Annotated in this window: 23 protein-coding genes; 15 read left to right on the plus strand and 8 right to left on the minus strand. The window is 72.0% G+C overall.

Going from position 1 to position 23,669, the window contains the following annotated elements; all coding sequences use genetic code 11:
* The first annotated feature begins 75 nt into the window (after positions 1 to 75).
* Positions 76 to 441, plus strand: a complete 366-nt coding sequence (locus O7632_RS06280; RefSeq protein WP_278112165.1) for a DUF742 domain-containing protein — start codon at positions 76 to 78, stop codon at positions 439 to 441.
* Positions 422 to 1,045, plus strand: a complete 624-nt coding sequence (locus O7632_RS06285; RefSeq protein ID WP_278112167.1) for an ATP/GTP-binding protein — start codon at positions 422 to 424, stop codon at positions 1,043 to 1,045. The genes O7632_RS06280 and O7632_RS06285 overlap by 20 nt, the downstream gene beginning before the upstream one ends.
* A 108-nt stretch (positions 1,046 to 1,153) precedes the next feature.
* Here O7632_RS06285 and O7632_RS06290 read toward each other — a convergent pair whose 3' ends face one another.
* Genes O7632_RS06290 through nirB form a run of 3 tightly spaced genes read right to left on the minus strand, consistent with a single transcriptional unit; the run spans position 1,154 to position 5,234 of the window.
* Positions 1,154 to 2,242 carry a uroporphyrinogen-III synthase gene (locus O7632_RS06290; protein ID WP_278112169.1) on the minus strand — a complete coding sequence of 363 codons (1,089 nt, stop codon included), beginning with the start codon at positions 2,240 to 2,242 and terminating at the stop codon, positions 1,154 to 1,156.
* Entirely contained in the window at positions 2,242 to 2,604 is a 363-nt protein-coding gene (gene nirD, locus O7632_RS06295) for a nitrite reductase small subunit NirD (RefSeq protein ID WP_278112171.1), read from the minus strand. The genes O7632_RS06290 and nirD overlap by 1 nt, the downstream gene beginning before the upstream one ends.
* A complete protein-coding gene (gene nirB / locus O7632_RS06300) occupies positions 2,601 to 5,234 on the minus strand; it encodes a nitrite reductase large subunit NirB (protein ID WP_278112173.1) in 2,634 nt (877 codons plus the stop codon). Before nirB ends, nirD begins: the two co-directional genes overlap by 4 nt.
* Before the next feature lie 572 nt (positions 5,235 to 5,806).
* Between nirB and rplM the strand changes: the two genes are divergently transcribed.
* The 3 genes from rplM to glmM all read left to right on the plus strand — a co-directional run bounded on the left by rplM (position 5,807) and on the right by glmM (position 8,375).
* The gene (gene rplM / locus O7632_RS06305) at positions 5,807 to 6,250 is read left to right on the plus strand and encodes a 50S ribosomal protein L13 (protein WP_278112175.1); all 444 of its coding nucleotides are present in this window, start codon (positions 5,807 to 5,809) and stop codon (positions 6,248 to 6,250) included.
* A gap of 20 nt (positions 6,251 to 6,270) precedes the next feature.
* Positions 6,271 to 6,789: a 30S ribosomal protein S9 gene (gene rpsI, locus O7632_RS06310; RefSeq protein ID WP_278112177.1), complete on the plus strand. Its 519-nt coding sequence runs from the start codon at positions 6,271 to 6,273 to the stop codon at positions 6,787 to 6,789.
* A gap of 221 nt (positions 6,790 to 7,010) precedes the next feature.
* On the plus strand, positions 7,011 to 8,375 hold the full coding sequence (gene glmM, locus O7632_RS06315; protein WP_278112179.1) for a phosphoglucosamine mutase: 1,365 nt from the start codon (positions 7,011 to 7,013) through the stop codon (positions 8,373 to 8,375).
* Between the two features lie 267 nt (positions 8,376 to 8,642).
* Here the strand turns inward: glmM and O7632_RS06320 are convergent, their stop codons facing one another.
* Together O7632_RS06320 and O7632_RS06325 are read right to left on the minus strand one after the other, a co-directional pair.
* On the minus strand, positions 8,643 to 8,918 hold the full coding sequence (locus O7632_RS06320) for a hypothetical protein (protein ID WP_278112181.1): 276 nt from the start codon (positions 8,916 to 8,918) through the stop codon (positions 8,643 to 8,645).
* A gap of 840 nt (positions 8,919 to 9,758) precedes the next feature.
* Positions 9,759 to 10,964, minus strand: a complete 1,206-nt coding sequence (locus O7632_RS06325) for a pyridoxal phosphate-dependent aminotransferase (protein ID WP_278112183.1) — start codon at positions 10,962 to 10,964, stop codon at positions 9,759 to 9,761.
* Positions 10,965 to 11,115: 151 nt separating this feature from the next.
* On the opposite strand from O7632_RS06325, the gene glmS reads away from it, so the two are divergent.
* Positions 11,116 to 13,044 carry a glutamine--fructose-6-phosphate transaminase (isomerizing) gene (gene glmS / locus O7632_RS06330; protein ID WP_278112185.1) on the plus strand — a complete coding sequence of 643 codons (1,929 nt, stop codon included), beginning with the start codon at positions 11,116 to 11,118 and terminating at the stop codon, positions 13,042 to 13,044.
* On the opposite strand, the gene O7632_RS06335 is transcribed toward glmS, so the two are convergent.
* The gene (locus tag O7632_RS06335) at positions 13,031 to 14,617 is read right to left on the minus strand and encodes an alpha/beta hydrolase (protein ID WP_278112187.1); all 1,587 of its coding nucleotides are present in this window, start codon (positions 14,615 to 14,617) and stop codon (positions 13,031 to 13,033) included. The genes glmS and O7632_RS06335 overlap by 14 nt on opposite strands.
* Entirely contained in the window at positions 14,614 to 14,916 is a 303-nt protein-coding gene (locus O7632_RS06340) for a hypothetical protein (protein ID WP_278112189.1), read from the minus strand. The genes O7632_RS06335 and O7632_RS06340 overlap by 4 nt, the downstream gene beginning before the upstream one ends.
* A gap of 202 nt (positions 14,917 to 15,118) precedes the next feature.
* Between O7632_RS06340 and O7632_RS06345 the strand changes: the two genes are divergently transcribed.
* From O7632_RS06345 to ung, 5 genes are read left to right on the plus strand one after another with little or no spacing between them, the layout of a single operon-like run.
* Positions 15,119 to 16,606, plus strand: a complete 1,488-nt coding sequence (locus tag O7632_RS06345) for an NAD(P)H-hydrate dehydratase (protein WP_278112191.1) — start codon at positions 15,119 to 15,121, stop codon at positions 16,604 to 16,606.
* Between the two features lie 17 nt (positions 16,607 to 16,623).
* The gene (gene alr, locus O7632_RS06350) at positions 16,624 to 17,742 is read left to right on the plus strand and encodes an alanine racemase (protein WP_278112193.1); all 1,119 of its coding nucleotides are present in this window, start codon (positions 16,624 to 16,626) and stop codon (positions 17,740 to 17,742) included.
* Positions 17,739 to 18,881 carry an alpha/beta hydrolase gene (locus O7632_RS06355; protein WP_278112194.1) on the plus strand — a complete coding sequence of 381 codons (1,143 nt, stop codon included), beginning with the start codon at positions 17,739 to 17,741 and terminating at the stop codon, positions 18,879 to 18,881. Before alr ends, O7632_RS06355 begins: the two co-directional genes overlap by 4 nt.
* Positions 18,878 to 19,384 (plus strand): tRNA (adenosine(37)-N6)-threonylcarbamoyltransferase complex ATPase subunit type 1 TsaE, encoded by a 507-nt coding sequence (tsaE, locus tag O7632_RS06360; protein WP_278112195.1) that lies wholly within the window; start codon positions 18,878 to 18,880, stop codon positions 19,382 to 19,384. The genes O7632_RS06355 and tsaE overlap by 4 nt, the downstream gene beginning before the upstream one ends.
* 55 nt (positions 19,385 to 19,439) lie before the next feature.
* A complete protein-coding gene (ung, locus tag O7632_RS06365) occupies positions 19,440 to 20,159 on the plus strand; it encodes a uracil-DNA glycosylase (RefSeq protein WP_278119874.1) in 720 nt (239 codons plus the stop codon).
* Positions 20,160 to 20,168: 9 nt separating this feature from the next.
* Here ung and O7632_RS06370 read toward each other — a convergent pair whose 3' ends face one another.
* A complete protein-coding gene (locus O7632_RS06370) occupies positions 20,169 to 20,891 on the minus strand; it encodes a helix-turn-helix domain-containing protein (RefSeq protein WP_278112197.1) in 723 nt (240 codons plus the stop codon).
* Positions 20,892 to 21,155: 264 nt separating this feature from the next.
* On the opposite strand from O7632_RS06370, the gene tsaB reads away from it, so the two are divergent.
* The 4 genes from tsaB to O7632_RS06390 are packed head-to-tail and all read left to right on the plus strand — an operon-like array spanning position 21,156 to position 23,632.
* Positions 21,156 to 21,872: a tRNA (adenosine(37)-N6)-threonylcarbamoyltransferase complex dimerization subunit type 1 TsaB gene (gene tsaB, locus O7632_RS06375; protein ID WP_278119876.1), complete on the plus strand. Its 717-nt coding sequence runs from the start codon at positions 21,156 to 21,158 to the stop codon at positions 21,870 to 21,872.
* Positions 21,869 to 22,327: a ribosomal protein S18-alanine N-acetyltransferase gene (gene rimI, locus O7632_RS06380; protein ID WP_278112199.1), complete on the plus strand. Its 459-nt coding sequence runs from the start codon at positions 21,869 to 21,871 to the stop codon at positions 22,325 to 22,327. The genes tsaB and rimI overlap by 4 nt, the downstream gene beginning before the upstream one ends.
* Positions 22,320 to 23,366 (plus strand): tRNA (adenosine(37)-N6)-threonylcarbamoyltransferase complex transferase subunit TsaD, encoded by a 1,047-nt coding sequence (tsaD, locus tag O7632_RS06385; protein WP_278112200.1) that lies wholly within the window; start codon positions 22,320 to 22,322, stop codon positions 23,364 to 23,366. Before rimI ends, tsaD begins: the two co-directional genes overlap by 8 nt.
* 11 nt (positions 23,367 to 23,377) lie before the next feature.
* On the plus strand, positions 23,378 to 23,632 hold the full coding sequence (locus O7632_RS06390) for a hypothetical protein (RefSeq protein ID WP_278119878.1): 255 nt from the start codon (positions 23,378 to 23,380) through the stop codon (positions 23,630 to 23,632).
* Positions 23,633 to 23,669: the final 37 nt, after the last annotated feature.

Below are 23,669 nucleotides of genomic sequence, written 5' to 3' on the forward strand. Positions count from 1 at the left end.
CGCCGCTGAAGTTCCGCCACACGAAAGACCGTCGACGGTGACGTGCCAGTCAACTCCCGAGGAGGTGACCGCTGAATGGGACAACCACGAGAAGACCCGCGCGGAGCGCTGGTCAGACCTTATGCGGTCACCCGGGGCCGCACCGAACCACGCCAGCACATCGCGCTGGAGGCGGTCCTGGTGGCATCCGCCGCAGCGGTCACCGAGTCCCGATTCGCCGGGCACGACAAGCATCGAATCGCCACGATCTGTGACAACCGTGCCCAGTCCTTGGCGGAGATCGCCGCGTACACCCGGCTGCCGCTGGGTGTCGCGCGGGTCCTCGTCGCCGACATGGTCGCCGACGGTCTGCTGACGTTGCACAGCGCCGCTCCGGTAGAGGCGTACGAGGAGCGGATGGAACTTCTTGAGAGGGTACTAAGTGGACTTCGCAGGCTATGACCGCGCTGGCGTACGCCAGAACAAGGGGATCACCTCCGCGAAGATCGTCATCGCGGGTGGTTTCGGGGTCGGCAAGACCACCCTGGTCGGGGCGGTCTCGGAGATCACGCCACTGACGACAGAGGCGTTGATGACCTCGGCCGGCGTGGGCATCGACGACCCGTCGAAGGTGCCGGGCAAGGAGACCACGACGGTCGCGATGGACTTCGGCCGGATCACCATGGCCGACGACCTGATTCTCTACCTGTTCGGCACCCCCGGCCAGACCCGGTTCTGGTTCATGTGGGACGAGATCATCCGGGGTGCGGTAGGTGCGGCCGTGCTGGTCGACACCCGCCGGATCGCCGACGCGTTCGCCCCGCTGGACTACTTCGAGAACCGTCAGTTGCCGTACCTCGTCGCTCTGAACTGCTTTGACGGGGCGCCGCGCTACGACGTCGAGGAGGTACGGGAGGCGCTCGCCATCGCTCCGCACGTACCGCTGGTGATGTGCGACGCGCGGGACCGCGACTCGACCAAGGGCGTCCTGGTGACCGTCGTCGAGCACGCGATGGCGACGCTTCGGGCCGAGCACGGACGCGGCTACCCGGCACCGGTCGGCTGATCTCCGGTGCCGGTCGGCTGACACCCGGTACCGGGTGTCAGCCGACGAACGGCAGTCGAGCCAGCCCGGATCGTGATCCGGGCCGGCTCAGTCGTGATCCGGGCCGGCTCAGTCGACCGGGAGCCGGTAGCCGCGCTTGACCACGGTCTGGATGACACCCGGCGTGCCGAGCCCGGCTCGCAACCGGGCCACCGCCATCTCCACCGCGTGCTCGTCGGCACCGCGCGGCAACGTACGTAGCAGCGCGGCGCGGGACAGCACCCGGCCCGGGGTCTGCGCCAGCGCCCGCAGCACGGCCATCGGTGCCGGTGCCAGCGGACGGAGTTCGCCGTCGACCAGGGCGGCGTGACCGCGCAGGGTGAGCAGGTGCCCGCCGACCTTCAGGTTGACCGCCCGCCGGGGAAGTTCGTCGACGAGGGTGCGGACCAGGGCACCCAGCCGGGCCCGGGCCGGTGCGACCACCGGCACGCCGTGCCGGCGCAGCGGTGCCGCGGTGACCGGTCCGACGCAGGCGGCCAGTACGTCGGCGCGTAACGCGTCCAGGACGGCCTCGCCGTTGGTGCCGGCGGCCCGCAGCAGAGCGCCGACCGCCTGCGCGGAGGTGAAGGTGACCGCGTCGACCAGCCGTCCGGTGACCAGGTCGACGAGCCGGTGCAGCGGGGCCGGGTCGGCCGGTGGTGCCCACCGGTAGACCGGCACCTCGATCACGGTGGCGCCGGCCGCCTCCAACGCCGCGGTGCACTCCGACTGCCGGTCGCCGTGCAACTGCATGGCGACGACCTGACCGGCCACGCCACGCTCCCGCAGGTGGTCGACGACTTCGTCGCAGCTTTCCGAGGCAGGGGACCATTCGTCGTGCAGTCCGGCGGCGCGGATCGCGCCCCGGGCCTTCGGCCCCCGGGCCACGATGTAGGCGCCACCCAGCACCGCCCGCAAGGGCTCGGCCAACCCCCAGCCTTCGGCGGCTTCCAGCCAGCCGCGCATGCCGATTCCGGTGTTGGCGACCAGGACGTCCGGCGGATCGTCCAAGCAGGCCCGGGTCGCGGCGCGTAGTTCGGTGTCGTCGGCCAGCGGCACGATCCGCAGCGCCGGGGCGAGTACGACCCGTGCGCCGCGCCGTTCCAGCAGCGCCGCGAGTTCGTCGCGTCGCCGGTCGGCGGTGACACCGATGGTGAACCCGGACAACTCGCCCGACATCAGTGATCCCGCCGTCGGCCGAGCACTTCGATCAACCCGTCGCGGCAGCGCACCTGGTAGGTCGGCACGGCGACGTCCGGCAGGTCGAGGCATTGCCCGGTACGCAGGTCGTAGACCTGCTTGTGCAGTGGGGAGGCGACGGTCGGCGCGTCGCCCCGGGTACCGACGATCCCCCGGGACAGTACGTAGGCACCGGTGACCGGATCCTGGTTGCCCACGGCGTAGAGCGTCCCGTCGTAGGTCCGGAAGATCGCCACCTGTTCGCCGTCGACCAGGGCGGCCACGCCGCGTTCCGGCTCCACCCGGCTGTACGGGCACACCGGTGTCCACCGGCCGGCGACGTTGACGGTCTGCACGCTCATCGGCGTACCTCCAGGGTGGTCGGGAGGCCGAGCACGACGGGCCGGCGTTCGCCCGCGGCCGGCACTGGCTGGCCCCGCTCGACCTCGAAACTGATCGACGGGTCCGGGGTGTCCGGCGCGTTGACGAAGGAGGTGAAGCGGCGCAGCCGCTCCGGGTCGTCGATGGTGTCGCGCCACTCGTCGGAGTAGGACTCGACGTGGCGGGCCATCGCCTCGTCCAGTTCGGCGACCAGCCCGAGCGAGTCGTCGATGATCACCGATCGCAGGTGGTCCAGGCCGCCGTCCATCGCGTCGATCCAGGCGGCGGTGCGTTCCAGCCGGTCGGCGGTACGGATGTAGAACATCAGGAAGCGGTCGACGACGCGGACCAGTTCCTCGGTGGACAGGTCACTGGCGAACAGGTCGGCGTGTCGGGGGCGGAAGCCGCCGTTGCCGCCGACGTAGAGGTTCCAGCCGAGGTCGGTGGCGATGATGCCGAAGTCCTTGCTGCGGGCCTCGGCGCACTCGCGGGCGCAGCCGGAGACCGCCGACTTGATCTTGTGTGGGGCGCGGAGGCCCCGGTAGCGCAGCTCCAGGGCGACGGCCAGGCCGACCGAGTCCTGTACGCCGTAGCGGCACCAGGTAGAGCCGACACAGGACTTCACCGTGCGCAGCGCCTTGCCGTACGCGTGCCCGGATTCGAAGCCGGCGTCGACCAGCCGGCGCCAGATCTTGGGTAGCTGCTCCACCCGGGCGCCGAACAGGTCGATCCGCTGCCCGCCGGTGATCTTGGTGTAGAGGTTGAAGTCGCGGGCCACCTCGCCTATGACGATCAGCTTCTCCGGGGTGATCTCCCCGCCGGGAATCCGGGGGACGACCGAGTAGGTGCCGTCGCGTTGGATGTTGGCCAGGAAGTGGTCGTTGGTGTCCTGCAGGGCGGCCTGTTCGCCGTCGAGCACGTAGCCGTTGCCCAGCGACGCGAGGATCGAGGCGACCGCCGGCTTGCAGATGTCGCAGCCCCGACCCCGGCCGTGTTCGGCGACCAGCTGGGAGAAGGTGCGGATGCGCCGGACCCGGACGAGGTCGAACAGCTCCTGACGGCTGTGGTCGAAGTGTTCGCAGAGCGCGGTGGACTGGGCCACCCCGGCGACGGAGAGCAGCTGCTTGAGCATCGGTACGCAGGACCCGCAGCTGGTGCCGGCCCGGGTGCAGGCCTTGATGCCCGCGACGTCGGTGCAGCCGTCGCCGATCGCACCGAGGATCTGGTCCTTGGTGACCGCGTTGCAGGAGCAGACCTGAGCGCTGCCCGGCAGCGCGTCGATGCCGGCCCCGCCGGCCCCGTCGGAGCCGGCCGGGGCGAGCAGCGCCAGCGGCGGGCCGGGCAGTGGTCCGCCGACGCTGGCCCGCAACGTCGGGTACGCGGTGGCGTCGCCGACCAGCACTCCACCGAGCAGGGTCCGCGCGTCGTCGGAGAGGACCAGTTTGGCGTAGACCCGGGTCGCCGGGTCGGTGAACGTGACGTCCAGGCAGTCGGCCGTGGTGCCGTGCGCGTCACCGAACGAGGCGACGTCCACACCGAGCAGCTTGAGCTTGGTGGAGGTGTCCGCGCCGGGGAAGCTCGCCGTGCCGCCGAGCAGCCGGTCGGCGACCACCTCGGCCATCGCGTAGCCGGGGGCGACGAGTCCGTAGCAGCGGCCTGGTTCGCCGGCCACGCTGACCGCGGCGCATTCGCCGACCGCCCAGACGTGCGGGTCGCTGGTCTGACAGTGGGCGTCGACCGCCACGCCGCCGCGTTCGCCGACGGCCAGCCCGGCGGCGCGGGCCAGGTCGTCGCGGGGCCGGATGCCGGCGGCGACCACCACCAGGTCGGTGTCCAGTTCGGTGCCGTCGGTGAGGGCGACGCCGCGTGGCGTGCCATCGGGGCCGGTCCGGATCGCCGACGTCGCGGTTCCCAGATGTACGTGGACGCCGAGGTCTTCGACGTAGCGGCGCAACATCGACCCGCCGGCCTCGTCGACCTGCACCGGCATCAGCCGGGGGGCGAATTCCACCACGTGGGTACGCAGGCCCAGCAGGCGCAGCGCGTTGGCCGCCTCCAGGCCGAGCAGGCCGCCGCCGATCACCGTACCGACCCGTCGGCCCGCCGTCGGGTCGGTGGCGAACTCGCGGATCGCGACCAGGTCGTCGAGCGTGCGGTAGACGAAGACGCCGTCTCGCAGACCGCCGGCCGGCGCACCGCCGCTCCCGGTTCGTCGGGAGCCGGAGTCGGCGTCGGCGTCGGAACTGGCGTCGGCGTCGGCGGGGCGGTGCGCGCCGTCGATCGGCGGTACGAACGCGTACGAACCGGTGGCCAGGACCAGGGCGTCGTAGCCGTACTCGCCGTGGTCGGTGCGGACCACCCGCCGGTCCCGGTCGATGTGCCGGGCCGGTTCGCCCAGCCGCAGCTCGACCGCGTCGTCCGGGGTGTGCAGGCTGAGCTCGTCGGCGCCGACCCCGTCGAAGAAGGCCGACAACCGGACCCGGTCGTACGCCGGGCGGGTCTCCTCGGCCAGCACGGTGACGTGCCAGCGGCCCTCGGTGTCCCGGGAACGCACCGCCTCGACCAGCCGCTGTCCCACCATGCCGTTGCCGATGACGATCAACCGCTTCACGCCGGTACCTCCGCACCAGGGTTCGCACTGGATGACTGGTCGACGTTCCTGTCGTACCGCCCGGCCTGGTGCGGGCAGTGCCTGGCCGCCCGGTGCGGGCAGTGCCTGGCCACGGCCCGGGTGGTGCGGTCCCGGCCCCGTCCGATGGTCGCCTCCACACTGCCTGGCATGTGCGAAGCGTGCCGCTGGGCGATTTCGCCGTGAGGTCTCGATTGTTTCGAGCCTGCTAAGTGCCCCTCACACGGAGCCCGGCCAGAGGGTTGGTTGCCCGCCGGGGCGGTAGGCGGGGACGGGAGGTGAGGCGTACCCGCGTTTTGACCGTCCCGTCGGTCACGGGTATCGTTGCCTGCTGTTGTGTGACAGCCGCAGCGGCGTTCCCTCGCCGGGTTCGTCACCCAGCCGTGGCGTCCGCCGCAGGGGGCCTCCGCAGGGTGGCAGGCCAGCCAGGGTATGCTTGTCGTTCGCGCGCGCGTTCCTCTACGGGTTGCCCGGTCATCGGGTCGTCCTGCGGCCCGCGCGTCACCCGACGACCGACGCGCGACCCCAGACCGACGACGAGACAAGGTAGACCTGTGCGTACGTACAGCCCGAAGCCGGGTGAGATCGAGCGTCAGTGGCACGTGATCGATGCTTCTGACGTCGTGCTGGGCCGCCTGGCCACCCACGCCGCCACGCTGCTGCGCGGCAAGCACAAGCCCACGTTCGCGCCGCATGTCGACACCGGTGACTTCGTCATCGTCGTCAACGCCGGCAAGGTGGCGTTGACCGGCAACAAGCGGCACACCAAGGTCGCCTACCGGCACTCCGGCTACCCCGGCGGGCTCAAGCAGGTCGGCTACGACGAGCTGCTGTCCAAGCGCCCCGAGCGGGCGATCGAGCTGGCCGTCAAGGGCATGCTGCCGCACAACAAGCTCGGCAACAAGCTGATTCGCAAGCTCAAGGTTTACGCGGGCGCCGAGCACCCGCACGGCGCGCAGCAGCCGGTGCCGTTCGAGATCAAGCAGATCGCGCAGTGAGCGCGGGCGAAGGAAACAGCATGACCGACACCACCGAGGCCGACCCGGTCGCCGTCGCTGACACCGAGACCGAGACCGAGGTGGCCGCTGAGCCGGCCGTCGAGGTGACCAGCGTCGCGGCACCCGCGCCCGTCGTGCGTACGCCACGCGGTGAGCGCCCGATCCAGACCGTCGGGCGGCGCAAGGAAGCCATCGTCCGGGTCCGGATCGTCCCCGGCTCTGGCAAGATCACCTGTAACGGTCGGGAGCTCGAGGAGTACTTCCCGAGCAAGGTGCACCAGCAGCTGATCCGCGAGCCGTTGGCCACCGCCGAGAAGGCCGAGGCCTTCGACGTGGTCGCCAACCTGCGCGGCGGCGGCATCACCGGCCAGGCCGGGGCGCTGCGGCTGGGGATCGCCCGCGCGCTGTGCGCCAACGACATCGACGACCGTCCGGCGCTCAAGAAGGCCGGCTTCCTGACCCGTGACGCTCGGGTCAAGGAGAGCAAGAAGTACGGCCTCAAGAAGGCCCGTAAGGCTCCGCAGTACTCCAAGCGTTAATTCGTGCACGGCTGAACGGACGGCCGGGGTGCTCCCTGTACGGGGGGTTTCCCGGCCGTCCGTCCATTTTTGTCCAGATAAGTTAACGTGTTCGCCGATCGGCAGTATCTTCATCGGTTGCCGGACCAGCCCCGGTCGGGTACCGCACGGACCCGGTGAGCCCGTGGGCCGACACGGGGCAGACTGAGGTCGGTAGGCGCGAGAACCGGAGGGTGACAGCTATGGCGCGGTTGTTCGGCACCGATGGCGTACGCGGGCGGGCCAACGCGGATCTCACCCCCGAGCTGGCGCTGGCGGTCGCGGTCGCCGCCGCGCACACCCTGGCCGAACACGACCCCAGTCATCAGCCGATGGCCGTCGTCGGCCGAGATCCCCGGGCCAGCGGCGAGATGCTGGAGGCGGCCGTCGTCGCCGGGCTGACCAGCGCCGGCGCGAACGTGCTCCGGGTCGGAGTGCTGCCCACCCCCGGCGTCGCTTTCCTGGTGGGCGAGACCAAGGCCGACTTCGGGGTGATGCTGTCCGCCTCGCACAATCCGATGCCGGACAACGGCATCAAGCTCTTCGCCGCCGGCGGCCACAAGCTGCCCGACGACATGGAGATGAAGATCGAAGCCGCGATCCAGTCCGCGATCGAAGCTGACGGATCGATCGGGCGGCGACGTCCCACCGGTGCCGGTGTCGGCCGGGTGCACGACCTGCTCGACGGGGCCGAACACTACATCGGGCACCTGGTCAGCACGGTCGGTCATCGGTTGGACGGGCTGAAGGTGGTGGTCGACTGCGCCAACGGCGCGGCCGCCGAGGTCGGCCCGGTCGCCTACCGGGAGGCCGGTGCCGAGGTCATCGCGATCAACGCCGAGCCGGACGGACTCAACATCAACGACGGTTGCGGCTCGACCCACCTGGACGTGGTCCGCGCGGCGGTGCTGGAACACCGCGCCGACCTGGGTATCGCCCACGACGGCGACGCCGACCGCTGCCTGGCGGTCACCGCCGACGGCACCGAGGTCGACGGCGACGAGATCATGGCGATCCTCGCGCTCGGCATGCGCGAGGCCGGCACCCTGACCGGAAACACCCTGGTCGCGACGGTGATGAGCAACCTCGGTCTGCGCCTGGCGATGTCCCGGGAAGGCATCACGCTGGTCGAGACCAAGGTCGGCGACCGGTACGTCCTGGAGGAGCTGCGCGCCTCCGGGCTGGCCCTGGGCGGGGAGCAGAGCGGACACATCGTGATGCCCGCGTACGCCACCACCGGCGACGGCATCCTCACCGGCCTGCACCTGATGTCCCGAATGGCCGCCACCGGGGCCTCGCTGGCCGAGCTGGCCGCGACCATCACCAAGCTCCCGCAGGTGTTGATCAACGTGCCGGTCGGGGACCGGACCGTCGGCGCGGGAGCCCCGGCCGTCCGCGCGGCGGCCGAACAGGCCGAGGCGGAGCTCGACGGCACCGGACGCGTCCTGCTGCGGCCCTCGGGCACCGAGCCGCTGGTCCGGGTGATGGTCGAGGCGGCGACCGTGGAGATCGCCCGGTCGGTCGCCGAACGGATCGCCGACACCGTACGCGCCGCCAGCCCCGCCTGATCGCGGTCAGCTTCCTGTCTGCCCGTCGGCCGTCGGCGTCGGCCCGGTTCGTGTTCGCCTACTCCTGCGGGCCGGCGTCCGGTGTCGACAGCGGCCGTACCCGGGCCAGGTTGGTGGAGAAGGTCCCCTCCGGGCTGATCAGGAACAGCTCGTCGTCGGTGCACCGGTATCCGACCGGCTGCGAGGTGAACTCGGCGACGGTCTCGCGCTGGAGTTCGTCGCCCCGGAAGAGGCGGATGACCGCGTCGACTCTGGTGTACGACTCGATCAGTATCGCGTCTTCCGCGTGGTAGCTGCCGGTGGCCTCTGGTCGAAGGTGACCCGCCAGGTACCCACCAGGTACCCACCCAGGCAGGGGTCGACGCCAGGGGGATACGCGGAATCGGTCGACGCGCCCGACGGCTCCGGTGACGGGTCCGCCGAGCTGTCCGGGTCGCCGGTCGGCAGCAACGGAACGAGCGCCCCGGCGAGGGCGAGCAGCCCGACCAGCGCGCCGCCCAGCAGCGCGGTCGCCGCCGCCGGCATCCGGCTGGACCCGCCCACAGGAACATCGCCGACAGGTCGGCGGCGGAGATCCCCGCCGCGGTCAGCGCCCGTTCGACGGTGACGACGGTACGTGCGACGACCGGCGCGGCGAGCTCGTCGAGTTCCTCGCGACCGAGTGGTACGTCGACGTCGAGCAGCGACAGGTGGATCGTCGTCATCGAGGTCCGCGACAGCATCTCCTTCACGGCCTTGACGTTGCGCCACAACTGCTGGCGGGCGCGGCGGTCGCCGACCGATCCGGGCCGGTCGAGCCGCTCCCACAGCGCCGGGGATCCGGCGGCCCGCAGATGCCGCACGATCGCCGCGTCGATGGTGCCGGCCCCGAAGTCGTAGACCACCACTCGTCCGCCGTCGGGGACCAGGTCGCCGGCGATGTGCGCGAGATGGTGCGCGGCGGCGACCGGTTCGTCCAGCAGCCTGGTCCCGGGCGGCGCGGCGTCGGCCAGCACCGCGCGCCGGACCGGCACCCAACCGGCGGGGCAGGTGAGCGTCACCTCCAGATCGTCGGCACCGTCGGCCACCACCGACCGGGCGGCCAGCAGCACCCGGTCGATGACCGCCCGGTACAGCCGGGTGACCGGGATCTCGGTGTCGGCGAGCAGGACCGTGCCGTCGTTGACGCGAAGCTTCGGGTGCGGTTCGAAGGCCGCAGGCGTCGACATCGCCATGTGCAGCGCGTCCTCGCCGGTGAGCAACCGCCCGGTGAGATCGAGACAGACCGCCGACGGCAGCAGTGGAGACCCGTCGAACAGCAGCGGTCGCGGCTCCCGTCCGGCGGGGGCGATCACCGCGACCGTGGACGAGGTCCCGAAGTCGATGCCCGGTCGGGTACGACGGTCAGTGCGGACGCAGCGTGGCCAACCGCCGGGTGGCCTCAGCCAGGACCTCGGGGCGCTTGCAGAAAGCGAAGCGCACCAGCAGCCGGCCGGCGTCGGGGTCGTCGTAGAAGACCTGCGTCGGTACGGCCACCACCCCGCACCGTTCCGGCAGCGACCGGCAGAACTCCAGCCCGTCGGTGCCGCCCAGTGACGTGATGTCGGCGGTGGCGAAGTAGGTGCCCTCCGGTACCAGCACCCGGAATCCGGCCGCCGACAGCCCGGCGACCAGTTGGTCGCGCTGGGCCTGCATGCTGTCGCGCAATCCGGTGAAGTAGCTGTCCGGCAGGTCGAGCGCCACCGCGACGGCCGGCTGCAGCGGTGCGCCGTTGACGAAGGTGAGGAACTGTTTGACCTGGGTGGTGGCGGCCACCAGGGAGGGCGGACCGCTGGCCCAGCCGATCTTCCACCCCGTACAGGAGAAGGTCTTGCCGGCGGACGAGATGCGCAACGTCCGCTCGCGCATTCCGGGCAGCGCGGCCAGCGGGACGTGCGGGGAGTCGGCGTCGGTGAAGACCAGGTGCTCGTACACCTCGTCGGTGACCGCCCAGACGTCGTGCCGCTGGCAGAGTTCGGCGATCATGGTCAGCTCGGCGACGGTGAAGACCTTGCCGGTCGGGTTGTGTGGCGAGTTGAGCAGCACCAGCCGGGTACGCGGGCCGAAGGCGGCCCGCAACGCCGCTGGGTCGAAGGCGTATCGGCCGTCGCCGTCGGGCCGCAGGGTGACCGGCCGGCGGACCGCGCCGGCGAGCGCGATGGACGCGGCGTACGAGTCGTAGTAGGGCTCAAAGCAGATCACCTCGTCGCCCGGCTCGCACAGGGCGAGGATCGCGGCGGTGACCGCCTCGGTCGCCCCGGCGGTGATCAGGATTTCGGACTCCGGATCGTAGTCGAGCCCCCAGAACCGGCGTTGGTGTCCGGCTATGGCCGTCCGCAGGGCGGGTATGCCCCGCCCGGGTGGGTACTGGTTGTGCCCGTCGCGCACGGCGTCGGCGGCGGCGGCGAGCATCGCTCTCGGTCCGTCGGTGTCCGGGAAGCCCTGGCCGAGGTTGACCGCCCCGGTGCGTACCGCAAGTGCGGACATTTCGGCGAAGATCGTCGTCCCGAACGGGCGCATGCGACGGACCAGGGCGTTGACGTCGGCGGGTGCGTCAGGGGAGGTGACCACCTGGCAACTCTATGCGGTCCATCGAAGCCGGTGACGGCACCCGCGCTTGGTCCGGTCTTAGGTGAATTGAGGGAAAACTGATCAGGGATGGTGCTTGATCCTAGGGGTTATGCGCACCATGGATGAGCGATCGTGGGCTAAGCTACGGGTCATGTGTGGAATCGTGGGGTACGTCGGCGCGCGACCGGCGTTGGGCATCGTGCTGGACGGGCTCCGGCGACTCGAATACCGGGGCTACGACTCGGCCGGGGTCGCCATCGTCTGCGACGACGAGCTACGGACCGAAAAGCGGGCCGGCAAACTCGCCAACCTGGAAAAGGCGCTCGGCGACGAGCGGTTCGGCTCCACCCGCGCGGTCGACCAGGCCGCCGCCAGTCCGCCCGCGATCGGCATCGGTGACGGGACCGCCGGCATCGGCCACACCCGCTGGGCCACCCACGGCGGCCCGACCGACCGCAACGCCCACCCCCACCTGTCCCGCGACGGACGGGTGGCGATCATCCACAACGGCATCATCGAGAACTTCGCCAAACTCGTCGCCGAACTGGAGGCCGACGGCGTCGAGTTCGTCAGCGACACCGACACCGAATGCGTCGCCCACCTGCTCGCCGCCGCCCTGGCCGACCTGCGCGACGCCGGTGAACCCGACGGTCCGCAGCTGCTCGCCGCCGCCATGCGCCGGGTCTGCCAGCGCCTCGAAGGCGCCTTCACCCTGCTCGCCGTCGACGCCGGCATCCCCGGCGCGGTCGTCGGGGCACGACGCAACTCGCCGCTGGTCGTCGGACGCGGACCCGGCGAGCACTACCTGGCCAGCGACGTCTCCGCGTTCATCGAACACACCCGCGACGCCGTCGAACTCGGCCAGGACCAGGTCGTCCTGATCACCGCCGACAGCATCGAGATCACCGACTTCTCCGGCGCTCCCGCCCTCGGGCGCGACTTCCACATCGACTGGGATGCCTCCGCCGCCGAAAAGAGCGGCTACGACTACTTCATGCTCAAGGAGATCGCCGAGCAGCCGCAGGCGGTCGCCGACACGCTGCTCGGCCGGCTCACCGAGTCCGGCGAGATCATGCTGGACGAGGTCCGCCTCACCGACCAGGACCTGCGCGACGTCGACAAGGTCTTCATCGTCGCCTGCGGTACGGCGTACCACTCCGGCATGGTCGCCAAGTACGCCATCGAGCACTGGACCCGGATCCCCTGCGAAGTCGAACTGGCCAGCGAGTTCCGCTACCGCGACCCGGTACTGGACCGATCCACCCTGGTGGTCGCCATCTCCCAGTCCGGCGAGACGATGGACACCCTGATGGCGCTGCGTCACGCCAAGGAGCAGAAGGCCCGGGTGCTGGCCATCTGCAACACCAACGGCTCCACCATCCCCCGTGAGTCCGACGCCGTGCTCTACACCCACGGCGGCCCGGAGATCGCCGTCGCCTCCACCAAGGCGTTCCTCACCCAACTCGTCGCCTGCTACCTGATCGGGCTGCACCTGGCCCAGGTCCGGGGCATCAAGTACGCCGACGAGGTGGCCGCGGTGGTCAGCCAGCTGCAGGAGATGCCGGACAAGCTCCGGCGGGTGCTCGACGCGATGGAGCCGGTCCGCGAACTCGCCCGCGACCTGTCCACCGCCAACCAGGTGCTGTTCATCGGTCGCCACGTCGGCTACCCGGTGGCCCTCGAAGGCGCGCTCAAACTCAAGGAACTCGCCTACATGCACGCCGAGGGCTTCGCCGCCGGCGAACTCAAACACGGCCCGATCGCCCTGATCGACCTGGGCACCCCGGTGGTCTGCGTGGTGCCCTCCCCGGCCGGCCGGGGCATGCTGCACGACAAGGTCGTGTCCAACATCCAGGAGGTCCGCGCCCGAGGCGCCCGTACCGTCGTGATCGCCGAGGAAGGTGACCTCGCCGTCGCGCCGTACGCGGACGACCTGATCTACGTACCCCGTACGCCGACGCTGCTCGCCCCGCTGCTGACCACCGTGCCGCTGCAGGTGCTGGCCTGTGAGATCGCCGCCGCCCGGGGCCACGACGTCGACCAGCCGCGCAACCTGGCCAAGTCGGTCACCGTCGAGTGACCACCTCGTCCTGGTGGCCCGCGCCGAGCACGATGCGGGCCATCGCGTCCAACGCCGGATTGCCGTCGTTCCAGTAGCCCAGATGCCCGGCCGGGTCACCGGCGAACACCCGCGCCCCGAAACCAGGATCGTTGGGGTCGTGACCGAACCACAGCCGGTCGTCCGACCACCAACCGGGCACCGCCGCGTGCCGGATCACGTCGTTGGTCGCGGTCGTCGCCCAGACCTGCCCGGCCGGCATCGCCAGCTCGTCCACATGATCCACCCCGACCCCGGGTGAACCGACGAAGACCAGATTGTCGACCGGCATCCCGGGAGCCCGGGCGGCGGTGCCGACCACCAGCGAACCGTAACTGTGCCCCAACACGGTCAACTCGGCCGCGTCGTCGTGCCCGGTGGCGCGCAGGCCCTGCTGGAACCGGAGCAGGTCGTCGGCGGCGCGCTCGGCCGGCCCGGCGCTCGCCGCCTCGTCGACGAACGCCGGGGCCGCGTAGTCGAGCCACAACACCGCGGCGGTCAGCTCCGTCGGTGCCAGCTCCTGGCACCGACCGAGTACCCGTTCGGTGCGATCCAGCTCCCCGGCCACCCGGTCCAGTCCGCTACCCATCCCCGGCACGTAGGTCAGCACGTTGTCGGCCTGATCGGGATCACCCAGGGCGAGGACCACCCGGCCGGTCGACCGGGGACCGTCCCCGGTCCAGGCGGCACCGCCCGCCACGTCCAGCAGGTACGCCCGGGGACCGGACTCGGCGGCCAACCGGTCGGTGACCCGGTCCAACCCGGCCAGCAGCCGGTCGATCCGCCGCAACTCGGGCACCGAATCCCACGGCACTGTCTCCCGGGCCAGCAGCCGGTCGCGTTCGGCCAGCAACAGCTCGCGTTCCCGCGCCAACACCGACCGGTTGGCCTGGTCGCGGGCGGCGGCCGGGATCCCGTCGAGCCCACCCAGCCAGCCCGGGTCGTGCCGGATCAACCAGCGCCGGGCGGCGTCGTCGAGCGCCAGCCACCAGTCCCGCACCGCCGCCGGATCGGCCCCGGCCGCCGGCCGGGTCGGCGGCGGACGCTCCGGCCAACCCTGGTCGGCGGCGGTGGCGACCGCGTCGAGCCGGCTCGCCGCGTCGGCGTCGGCGGTGGCCGCCAAGGCGAGCGCGGTGCCGATCCCGTCGGCCACCCGACGCGCCGCCGCCAGCGTCGGACCGTCCGGACGGGTACGGGCCGGATCGGCCCACACCCGCCCGTCCCGATCGATCGACAGGCCCAGCCGATCAGCGGTGTCGACCCAGCCGGCGAGCACCGACTTGGCCCGGGCCAGCCGCTCGGCGTACCCGCTGAGGATCTGATCCAGCACGCAGGGGACAGCGGCGGCGACGACGGCGACCCGGTCCCGCAGCCCGGCGAGGTGCCGATCGGCGGTGCGCGCCGCCAGCCCCGTCCAGCCGGGCCGCAACCCGCCGGCGGCGTCGTCGAGACCGGCCAGCCGCCGGGCGAGCATCTGCTCCTGCCGCCGCCAGGCCAGGGCCGCCCGACGCCAGGCCGGCGGATCGGCGGCCCACAACTGCCGGTAGGTGATCACCGGGTCAGCCGGCGTTCGGCCCGGTCGTCGGCGTCCCGGTAGCCGTCGACGGCCTGCTCGACGGCCCGGCCGGTCGCCGCCACGTCGGTGCCGATCTGGCAGAGCCGGCGATGCACGGCGGTCTCGACCTCGGCGAGCAGACCGGCCGCCGCCCATCCGGTGGCGATCACCGTCAGTTCCGGGTCGCCGGCCAGACCGTACGCCAGTCGGTGGCCCAGCTCGGTGAGCCGCCGCGCACCGGCGCGCAGCACCGCCGGGCGTACCTCGATCAGTTCGTCCTCACCCGCTGGCTCACGCACGAGCGCCTCCCCGTATGCCGCGCGGCCGACGGCACCCGAACCGTCGGCGGTCGCGTCGACCGTACGGCCGCGATCGACCCGCGCGGGCGGCCTGTGGACAGCCGACCCGGAACAGGGCCCGCCACTGTCCACACCCGTTGCGTGGGCGGCCGACAGCGGTTAGCCTGCGCCGCCGTGGCCGGCGGCCGGTAGGGTGACGATCGTGATTCCGGTGTGGCGGGTGGCCGACGTACGCAACGCGGAGAAGGCCCTGATGGCGACGGTGCCGCCGGGCACGCTGATGCAGCGGGCCGCCGCCGGCCTGGCCCGCCGGTGCGCGTTGCTGCTCGCCGAGCGGGGCGGCGTCTACGGTGCCCGGGTGCTGCTGCTGGTCGGCTCCGGCGACAACGGCGGAGACGCGCTGTACGCCGGCGCCCGGCTGGCCCGGCGCGGTGCCCGGGTGAGCGCCCTGTTGCTGCGGCCGCAGCGGGTCCACGCCGACGGCCTGACCGCCCTGCTGGCAGCCGGTGGGCGTACCACCGACGACCCAGGCACGCCCTCGGACCTGGTCGTCGACGGCATCACCGGGATCGGCGGCAGCGGCGGACTACGCGAGCCGGCGGCGAGCGCCGTCGCCAGCGCGGTACGGTCCGGTGCCCCGCTGGTCGCCGTCGACGTACCGAGCGGGGTGACGGTGGACACCGGCGGACTGCCCGAACCGGTCGGCGGCGGCAACGGTACGACGACCGTCGTGTCGGCCGACGTGACGGTCACCTTCGGCTGCCTCAAACCGGCCTTGCTGGTCGGCCCGGCGGCAACGTACGCCGGCCAGGTGGACCTCGTCGACATCGGGCTGACGCCCTGGCTGCGGGGCGACCCCGCGTTCCAGGTGCCGGACCGGGCGGACGTGGCCCGCTGGTGGCCCCGGCCCGGACCGGCGGCGGAGAAGTACAACCGTGGGGTGGTCGGCGTCGCGACCGGATCGGCCACCTACCCGGGTGCGGCGGTCCTCTCCGTCGGGGGCGCGCTCGCCGGGCCCACCGGCTTGGTCCGCTACGCGGGCGGTGCCGCCGAACAGGTGCTGGCGCACCACCCGTCGGTGATCGCCACCGGCCGGGTGGCCGACGCGGGCCGGGTACAGGCCTGGGTGTGCGGCTCCGGACTCGGCGGTGGTGCGGCCGCCGCCGCCGAACTGCGGGCGGTGCTGGCCGCCCCGGTCCCGGTCGTGCTCGACGCCGACGCGTTGACCATGATCGTCGACGGAACCTGGTCCGATCTGCTCCGCGACCGCCGGGCACCGACCGTGGTGACCCCGCACGACCGCGAGTTCGCCCGACTCGCCGGGCAGGCGCCGGGCGACGACCGGGTCGGTGCCGCGTTGCGGCTCGCCGCCTGGATGCAGGCCACCGTGCTACTCAAAGGCGACCGTACGGTGGTCGCCCACCCGGACGGCCGGGCCTTCGTCAACACCACCGGCAGCCCGGCGCTGGCCACCGGCGGCACCGGCGACGTCCTCGCCGGCTTGCTCGGGTCGCTGCTGGCCGCCGGTTTGCCCCCCGAACGCGCCGCGCTCGCCGCCGCGTACGCGCACGGCCTGGCCGGGCGGGCCGCCAGCCGGCGCGGTCCGGTCACCGCCGTCGACGTGGCGGCCGCACTACGTCGAGTGGTCGCCGACCTGACCAGCGGGGAACCTGCCCGATCAGGTGACTGATCAGTAGGCTGGAGCCCATGTGGCAGGCGGAGGTGCGGATCGACCTGGAGGCGATCCGGGAAAACGTGACCCGACTGCGGGCCGGCACCAGTGCTGAGCTGATGGCCGTGGTCAAGGGCGACGGGTACGGGCACGGCATGCTCGCGGCCGCCCGGGCGGCCATCGACGCCGGTGCCGACTGGCTCGGGGTCTGCACCCTCGGCGAGGCGCTGGAGCTGCGCCGGGCCGGGCTCACCACACCGGTGCTCGCCTGGCTGCTGGCACCGGGTCTGCCGTTGCACGAGGCGGTCGCCGCCGACGTCGACCTCGGCGTGGGCAGCCAGGGGCTGTTGGCCGAGGCGGTGAGCGCGGCGCGGCACGCCGGCCGGCCGGCCCGACTCCACCTCAAGATCGACACCGGGTTGTCCCGGGGCGGCGCCACCGGCGACGACTGGCCCGACCTGGTCGAGGCGGCGGCCAAGGCGCTATCCGATGGCATCGTGGACATCGTCGGCGTCTGGAGCCACTTCGTCTTCGCCGACGCACCCGGGCACGCCACCATCGACCGCCAGCTCGCCGCGTACCGTGACGGGCTGGCCGTGGCCGAACGGCTGGGCGTGCGGCCACGCTACCGGCACCTGGCCAACTCGGCGGCCACCCTGACCCGGCCCGACACCCACTTCGACCTGGTCCGGCCCGGGATCGCGGTCTACGGGCTCTCCCCGGTGCCCGGAGAGCGCTTCGGACTGCGGCCGGCGATGACGGCGCAGGCCCGGGTGATGCTCACCAAACGCGTCCCGGCCGGCCAGGGCGTCTCGTACGGGCACACCTACCACACCGAGCGGGAGAGCACCCTGGCCGTCGTGCCGCTCGGCTACGCCGACGGCGTGCCTCGGCACGCCTCCAACACCGCACCGGTCCTGCTGGCCGGCCGGCGCCGCCGGATCGCCGGCCGGGTCTGCATGGACCAGATCGTGCTCGACTGCGCCGACGACCCGGTCGCCGCCGGTGACGTCGCGATCCTCTTCGGCGACGGCACCCGGGGCGAGCCGACCGCCGACGACTGGGCCGAGGCGGTGGGCACCATCAACTACGAGATCGTGACCCGGTTCGGCAGCCCACGAGTCCCCCGCGTCTACTCGGGGACCCGGCCATGACGCAGCGACGGGCGACAGCGCAGAAGGCGGCCCGTACCGCCGGGATCCTGGGCGCGGCCGTCGGTATCGCGGCCGCTGGCGTGACCGCCTCGATCGCCGCCGAACGCGCCCTCGTGCGCAAACTCAAACGGGACAGCGACGACCCGTACGCCGACGAACCGTTCGGGGAGTTGCCGTACGACGAGACGTGTCTGATCACCACCGCCGACGGCACCGACATCTACGTGGAGATCGTCGAACCGACCGTCGGCCTGGACCTCGACGCCGACGCCGACGCCGACGCCGACGCCGACGCTGACGCCGGCCCGCCCGCCGAACCGACGATCGTCTTCGTGCACGGCTACTGCCTGGACATGGGGACCTTCCACTTCCAGCGCAGCGAGCTGACCCGCCGGGGCGAACACCGGATGGTCTTCTACGACCAGCCCGGACACGGCCGATCCGGCCGGCTCGAATCCGGCGACTACGAGATCGACGCGCTCGGCGACACCCTGCGCCAAGTGATCGACGAGGTCGCCCCGGACGGTCCGTTGGTCCTCGTCGGACACTCGATGGGTGGGATGACCATCATGGCGCTCGCCGAGCGACACCCCCGGATGTTCCACGAGCGGGTCGTCGGCACCGTGCTGATGGCGACGTCGGGCGGGCTCGTCGACGTGGCCAAGCTGGGCGTACCGACGATCCTCAGCCGCGCCGGATCGCCACTGTTGATGCTGGTCAACAACGCGACCCGGTTGACCGGGGGAGTGATCGACCGGGCCCGGGTGGCGTCGTCGGACCTGTCGTGGCTGCTGACCCGACGCTACGGGTTCGGCACCGCCCGGCCGAGCCCGGCGCTGGTCAGCTACGTGGAGCGGATGAACTCGCGGACCTCGGCGGAAACCGTGACCCGCTACGTCCGCACCCTGCTGGCCCACTCCCGTTACCCGGCACTCGCCGTCTTGGCGCACACCCCGACGTTGGTGCTGGTCGGCGACAAGGACATCATCACCCCGGTGGCCCACTCCGAGGAGATCATGCGCCGGCTGCCGGACGCCGACTACGTCAAGGTGGTCGACAGCGGGCACGTGGTAATGCTGGAACACGCCGACGCCGTCAACGCCGCGCTGCTCGCGTTCCTTGCGAAAATTCGATCATGACGATCCGGGTACGCCTGACCGAGTTGGCACACACACACGAGTTCGGCCGCCGGCTCGGCGGGCTGCTGCGCCCTGGTGACCTGGTGGTGCTGGCCGGACCACTGGGTGCCGGAAAGACCGCCCTGGTGCAGGGAATCGGCGCCGGCCTCGGGGTACGTGGCGACATCACGTCGCCGACCTTCGTGATCGCCCGGGTGCATCCGCCGGATCCGGCGCGCGGCGGGAAGCTCACCCTCGTCCACGCCGACGCGTACCGGCTCGGGGCCGCCGCCGACCCGCGTGCCGAGATCGACGATCTCGACCTGGACGCCGACGTCGACGAGTCGGTCACCGTGGTCGAGTGGGGTGAGGGGATGGTCGAACAGCTCGCCGACGCGCACCTGCTGGTCCGGATGCACCGGGCCGAGGACGACGAGTCCCGGGTGGCGGAACTACGCGCCACCGGAGCGGACTGGGTGGCCCGACTCGCCACCCTGGACGGTGCTGTCGTACCGGGCCCGTAGGGTGCGAGCGCACCCCCGTACCGATCCTCACGGCACCCCCCCCGTGCCGGTCCTCATGGAAGGCGTCACCCCGATGCTCGATCTGCCGGAGCTTCTGCCACCAGCCTGGGCGGCGGAGCTCGCCCCGCACCTCGACGCCGCCCGCACTGCCGCCCTGGGTGAGTTCGTCGCCCGGGAGTACGCGACCCAAAGCGTCTTCCCACCCCAGGAGGACCTGTTCACCGCCTACCGGCTCTGCCCGCCGGACCAGTGCCGGGTGCTGATCCTCGGCCAGGATCCGTACCACCGGGTCGGTCAGGCCCACGGGCTCAGCTTCAGCGTGCGGGACGGGGTGTCGATCCCGCCGTCACTGCGTAACGTCTTCAAGGAGCTCAGCGCCGACGTCGACGTGCCGATGCCGCGCAGCGGCGATCTGACCGGCTGGGCGGCGCAGGGCGTACTGCTGCTCAACGCGGTCCTGACCGTGCGGCAAGGCAAGCCCAACTCGCACGCCGGAGCGGGGTGGGAGGAGTTCACCGACGCCACGATCCGCGCGCTCGACGCCCGTGACCAGCGGATCGTCTTCCTGCTCTGGGGTGGCTACGCCCGCCGCAAGCGTGAGCTGATCGGCAACCCGTCGCACGTGGTGCTGGAGGCCGGCCATCCCAGCCCGATGAACCCGCGCGGGTTCCTCGGCTCCCTCCCGTTCAGCGCGACCAACAAGGCGCTCGCCGACGCCGGGCTGCCGACCATCGACTGGAGCCGCACCGGCGGTCAGCACGATTCGGGGCAGTGACGGCCCGGGTCAATCCGTCGCGGGGTGACCGTCGCCCCGGGCCCCTCGTAGCTGGCGATAGCGGCGCAGCAGGTCAGCGGTGTGTGGGTCGGCGATCTCCACCTCGGTCAGCGGCACGACCGGATACGTCTCGCCGTCGTGGCGGATCTCGATCCGCTCCGGCACCTCGTCGGACATCCGGGCGTGGATCTCGCCGGCCATCGTCCGCCAGCGGTGCGCTCCGGGCTCACGAGGATCGACGGGGAGGTGCCCGTACTCCTGCCACTTGTCGTACCACCGGCGGGCGTACATCCGGGTCAGCCAGTCGGTGACGGCGGCGGCCTCGGACCAGAGCAGGACCACGTGCACCCCGGGCGCCGGCACCGGTACCCCGTGCAGCAACGCGGCCGTCGGACCGTCGAAGACGTAGCTGATCCCGGTGGCGCGTTGCCGGAACCGGGCGACGTCGGTGTCGCCGAGCCGATCGGCGAACGGACGGGTGCCGGCACCGGCGAGGAGCCGATCGACGTGGGCGTCGAGGTCCTCCACCCCGATCGTGAGCTGGCGGTCCATGGCCGCGAACAGCCGTTCGACCAGCGCCAGGCTCGGCGTCTGCACACCCCGCTCGATCCTGGCCAGGCTCGCCTGACCGACACCGGCACGGCTCGCCAGCGCACGCTGGGTGAGCAGGCGGGACTCTCGTTCCTGGCGCAGCGTGGCACCGAGAAGTGCGGCAAGTCGTCCGTCGGTCATCTGCGGATGATCCAGTCGCCGCCGGTCGGCGTCCACGTGTCTGACGTGGATTCGACTCGAATCGCTTGTCCCGGACCGGGACACGGTGTTTCGGCCCGGGACACGGTAGTGCGTTTGCGGTTGATCCCGCAGGGGGATCATGATCCCCCTGCGGGATCAACGCGAAATCGATTATGGGTTCCCGGGGTGGGTGGCCGGCACCGGACGGCGCGCTGTGGGCACCGGCGCGACGGTCGCCGGAGGTGCCCGGTTAGGGTGCATACCGTGCTGGTATTGGTGCTGGACTCGTCGACGCCCGCCGTGACCGTGGCGCTGGCCGAGGTCACGGCCGACGAGGTGCGGCCGCTGGCAGCACGGTGCACCGTCGACGCCCGGGCACACGGGGAACTGCTCGCCCCGCAGATCACCGCGGTCCTGGCCGAGGCCGGTGCGGCACCGGCCGACCTGGCCGGGTTGGTCGCCGGACTTGGCCCTGGGCCGTTCACCGGCCTGCGGGCCGGCCTGGTCACCGCTGCCAGCATCGCCCACGCCCTCGGGATCCCGGCGTACGGGGTCAACTCGCTCGACGCACTCGGCCGTGACGCGGCTGGTCCGGGCACGGCCGGTCGTGCCGCAGTGGCCTCCGGCACGTTGTCGGGCCGGACGCTGGTGGCCACCGACGCGCGGCGGCGGGAGATCTACTGGGCGGTCTACTCGGACGGAGTACGGGTCACCGGGCCGGCCGTGGACACCCCGGCAGCGGTGGCGGCGGCCCTGCCCGGCCTCGGTGTCACGGTGGCGGTCGGTGACGGAGCGCTACGCTACGCCGACCAGCTCGGGGTCCCCGTACTGCCCGAGCCACGCTTTCCCGCCGCGTCACGGCTGGCTGAACTCGCCGCCGACCGGGTCCGCGCGGGGGCGCCCACCGAGCCGCTGACCCCGTGCTATCTGCGCCGACCCGACGCGGTCGCGGCGACGACCCGCAAACCGGTGCTCACGTGACCACCACCATCACCCGGTTCCGGTGGTGGCACATCGACCAGGTGCTCCCGATCGAGGCGGACCTGTTCGGTGCCGAGCGCTGGTCGGCCGAGATGTTCTGGAACGAGCTGGCCAACGGCCACCACTACCTCGCCGCACTCGACGCGGCCGGTGACGTGGTCGGTTACGCCGGACTGACCGTCGCCGGCGCACCCGGCGCACCGGACGAGGCGTGGGTGCAGAACATCGCCGTCCGGCGGGACGTCCAACGGCACGGTCTCGGCCGTACGCTGCTCGGCCGGCTGCTGGACGAGGCGGCCCGGCAGGGGGCCCGGCGGACCATGCTCGAAGTCGCGGTCGACAACGCCGGCGCGCAGCGGCTCTACGCGGCGTACGGGTTCGAACCGGTCGCCGTACGGCGCGGCTACTACCAACCCAGCAACACCGATGCTCTGGTGATGATGCGAGATGGCTGACGAACCCCTGGTCCTCGGGATCGAGACCTCCTGCGACGAGACCGGAGTCGGCATCGTCCGTGGGCACACGCTGCTCGCCGACGCGCTCGCCTCCAGCGTCGACGAGCACGCCCGGTTCGGCGGGGTGGTGCCCGAGGTGGCGAGCCGGGCCCATCTGGAAGCGATCGTGCCGACCATGCGGCGGGCCCTCGACGACGCCGGCGTGACGTTGGCCGACATCGACGCTATCGCGGTGACCGCCGGGCCGGGCTTGGCCGGTGCGCTCCTCGTCGGGGTCGCCGCGGCCAAGGGGTACGCGGTCGCCGCCGAGAAACCGATCTACGGGGTCAACCATCTCGCGGCGCACGTCGCGGTCGACACCCTCGAACACGGGCCGCTGCCGGAACCGGCGATCGCCCTGCTGGTCTCCGGCGGGCATTCGTCGTTGCTGCTGGTCGACGACCTGACCGCCGGGGTCACCCCGCTCGGCGCGACCATCGACGACGCGGCCGGGGAGGCGTTCGACAAGGTGGCCCGGCTGCTCGGTCTGCCGTTCCCCGGTGGTCCGCCGATCGACCGGTCGGCCCGCGAGGGTGATCCGGCCGCCATCGCCTTCCCGCGCGGGCTGACCGCGCCGAAGGACCTCGCCGCGCACCGCTTCGACTTTTCGTTTTCGGGTCTGAAGACCGCCGTCGCCCGCTGGGTCGAGGCCCGGCAGCGGGCCGGCGAACCGGTGCCGGTCGCGGACGTGGCCGCGTCCTTCCAGGAGGCGGTCTGCGACGTACTGACCGCCAAGGCAGTCGACGCCTGCCGGGACCGGGGCATCGAGACCCTGGTCATCGGTGGTGGGGTGGCCGCGAACTCGCGGTTGCGCGCGCTGGCCGAGCAGCGGTGCGCACGCTATGGCATCCAGGTACGGGTGCCTCGGCCCAAACTGTGTACCGACAACGGCGCGATGGTCGCCGCGCTCGGCTCGCACCTGGTCGCGGCCGGGGTACCGGCGAGCGCCCTCGACCTGCCGGCCGACTCCGCGCTGCCGCTGACCGTGGTGAGCGTGTAATGTCCGGCGACGTGATCGTGCGGATGTGGGAAGCGAAGGCCGAACCGTCCCGACTCGCCGAGCTGCTCACCTGGGTGTGCGACACCGCGCTGCCCGAGATCGAGCACAGTCCGCTGCATGTGGCCAGTGAGGTGTTTTCGTCCACCGACGACCGGCTGGTCGTGGTGTCGAAGTGGCGCAGCAGTCCGGCCTCCCTGCCGGAACCGCCGCTGCGCCTGGTCACCCGGCCGCCGCACAGTTGGGACTTCACCCAGGTCGACCGCTGAGCCTCCGCCCGGACCGGGATCTCGACCCGGACCGGAA

It is taken from the genome of Solwaraspora sp. WMMD406, assembly GCF_029626025.1.
Taxonomy (GTDB): domain Bacteria; phylum Actinomycetota; class Actinomycetes; order Mycobacteriales; family Micromonosporaceae; genus Micromonospora_E.

Bases quoted from the DNA above. Each gene is read 5' to 3' on its own strand.
- O7632_RS06290 (WP_278112169.1), bottom strand. From the start codon at position 2,242: ATGTCGGGCGAGTTGTCCGGGTTCACCATCGGTGTCACCGCCGACCGG.
- tsaD (WP_278112200.1), top strand. From the start codon at position 22,320: ATGGCTGACGAACCCCTGGTCCTCGGGATCGAGACCTCCTGCGACGAG.
- tsaE (WP_278112195.1), top strand. From the start codon at position 18,878: ATGACGATCCGGGTACGCCTGACCGAGTTGGCACACACACACGAGTTC.
- rpsI (WP_278112177.1), top strand. From the start codon at position 6,271: ATGACCGACACCACCGAGGCCGACCCGGTCGCCGTCGCTGACACCGAG.
- glmS (WP_278112185.1), top strand. From the start codon at position 11,116: ATGTGTGGAATCGTGGGGTACGTCGGCGCGCGACCGGCGTTGGGCATC.
- ung (WP_278119874.1), top strand. From the start codon at position 19,440: ATGGAAGGCGTCACCCCGATGCTCGATCTGCCGGAGCTTCTGCCACCA.
- O7632_RS06370 (WP_278112197.1), bottom strand. From the start codon at position 20,891: ATGACCGACGGACGACTTGCCGCACTTCTCGGTGCCACGCTGCGCCAG.
- O7632_RS06280 (WP_278112165.1), top strand. From the start codon at position 76: ATGGGACAACCACGAGAAGACCCGCGCGGAGCGCTGGTCAGACCTTAT.
- glmM (WP_278112179.1), top strand. From the start codon at position 7,011: ATGGCGCGGTTGTTCGGCACCGATGGCGTACGCGGGCGGGCCAACGCG.
- nirD (WP_278112171.1), bottom strand. From the start codon at position 2,604: ATGAGCGTGCAGACCGTCAACGTCGCCGGCCGGTGGACACCGGTGTGC.
- alr (WP_278112193.1), top strand. From the start codon at position 16,624: ATGTGGCAGGCGGAGGTGCGGATCGACCTGGAGGCGATCCGGGAAAAC.
- O7632_RS06355 (WP_278112194.1), top strand. From the start codon at position 17,739: ATGACGCAGCGACGGGCGACAGCGCAGAAGGCGGCCCGTACCGCCGGG.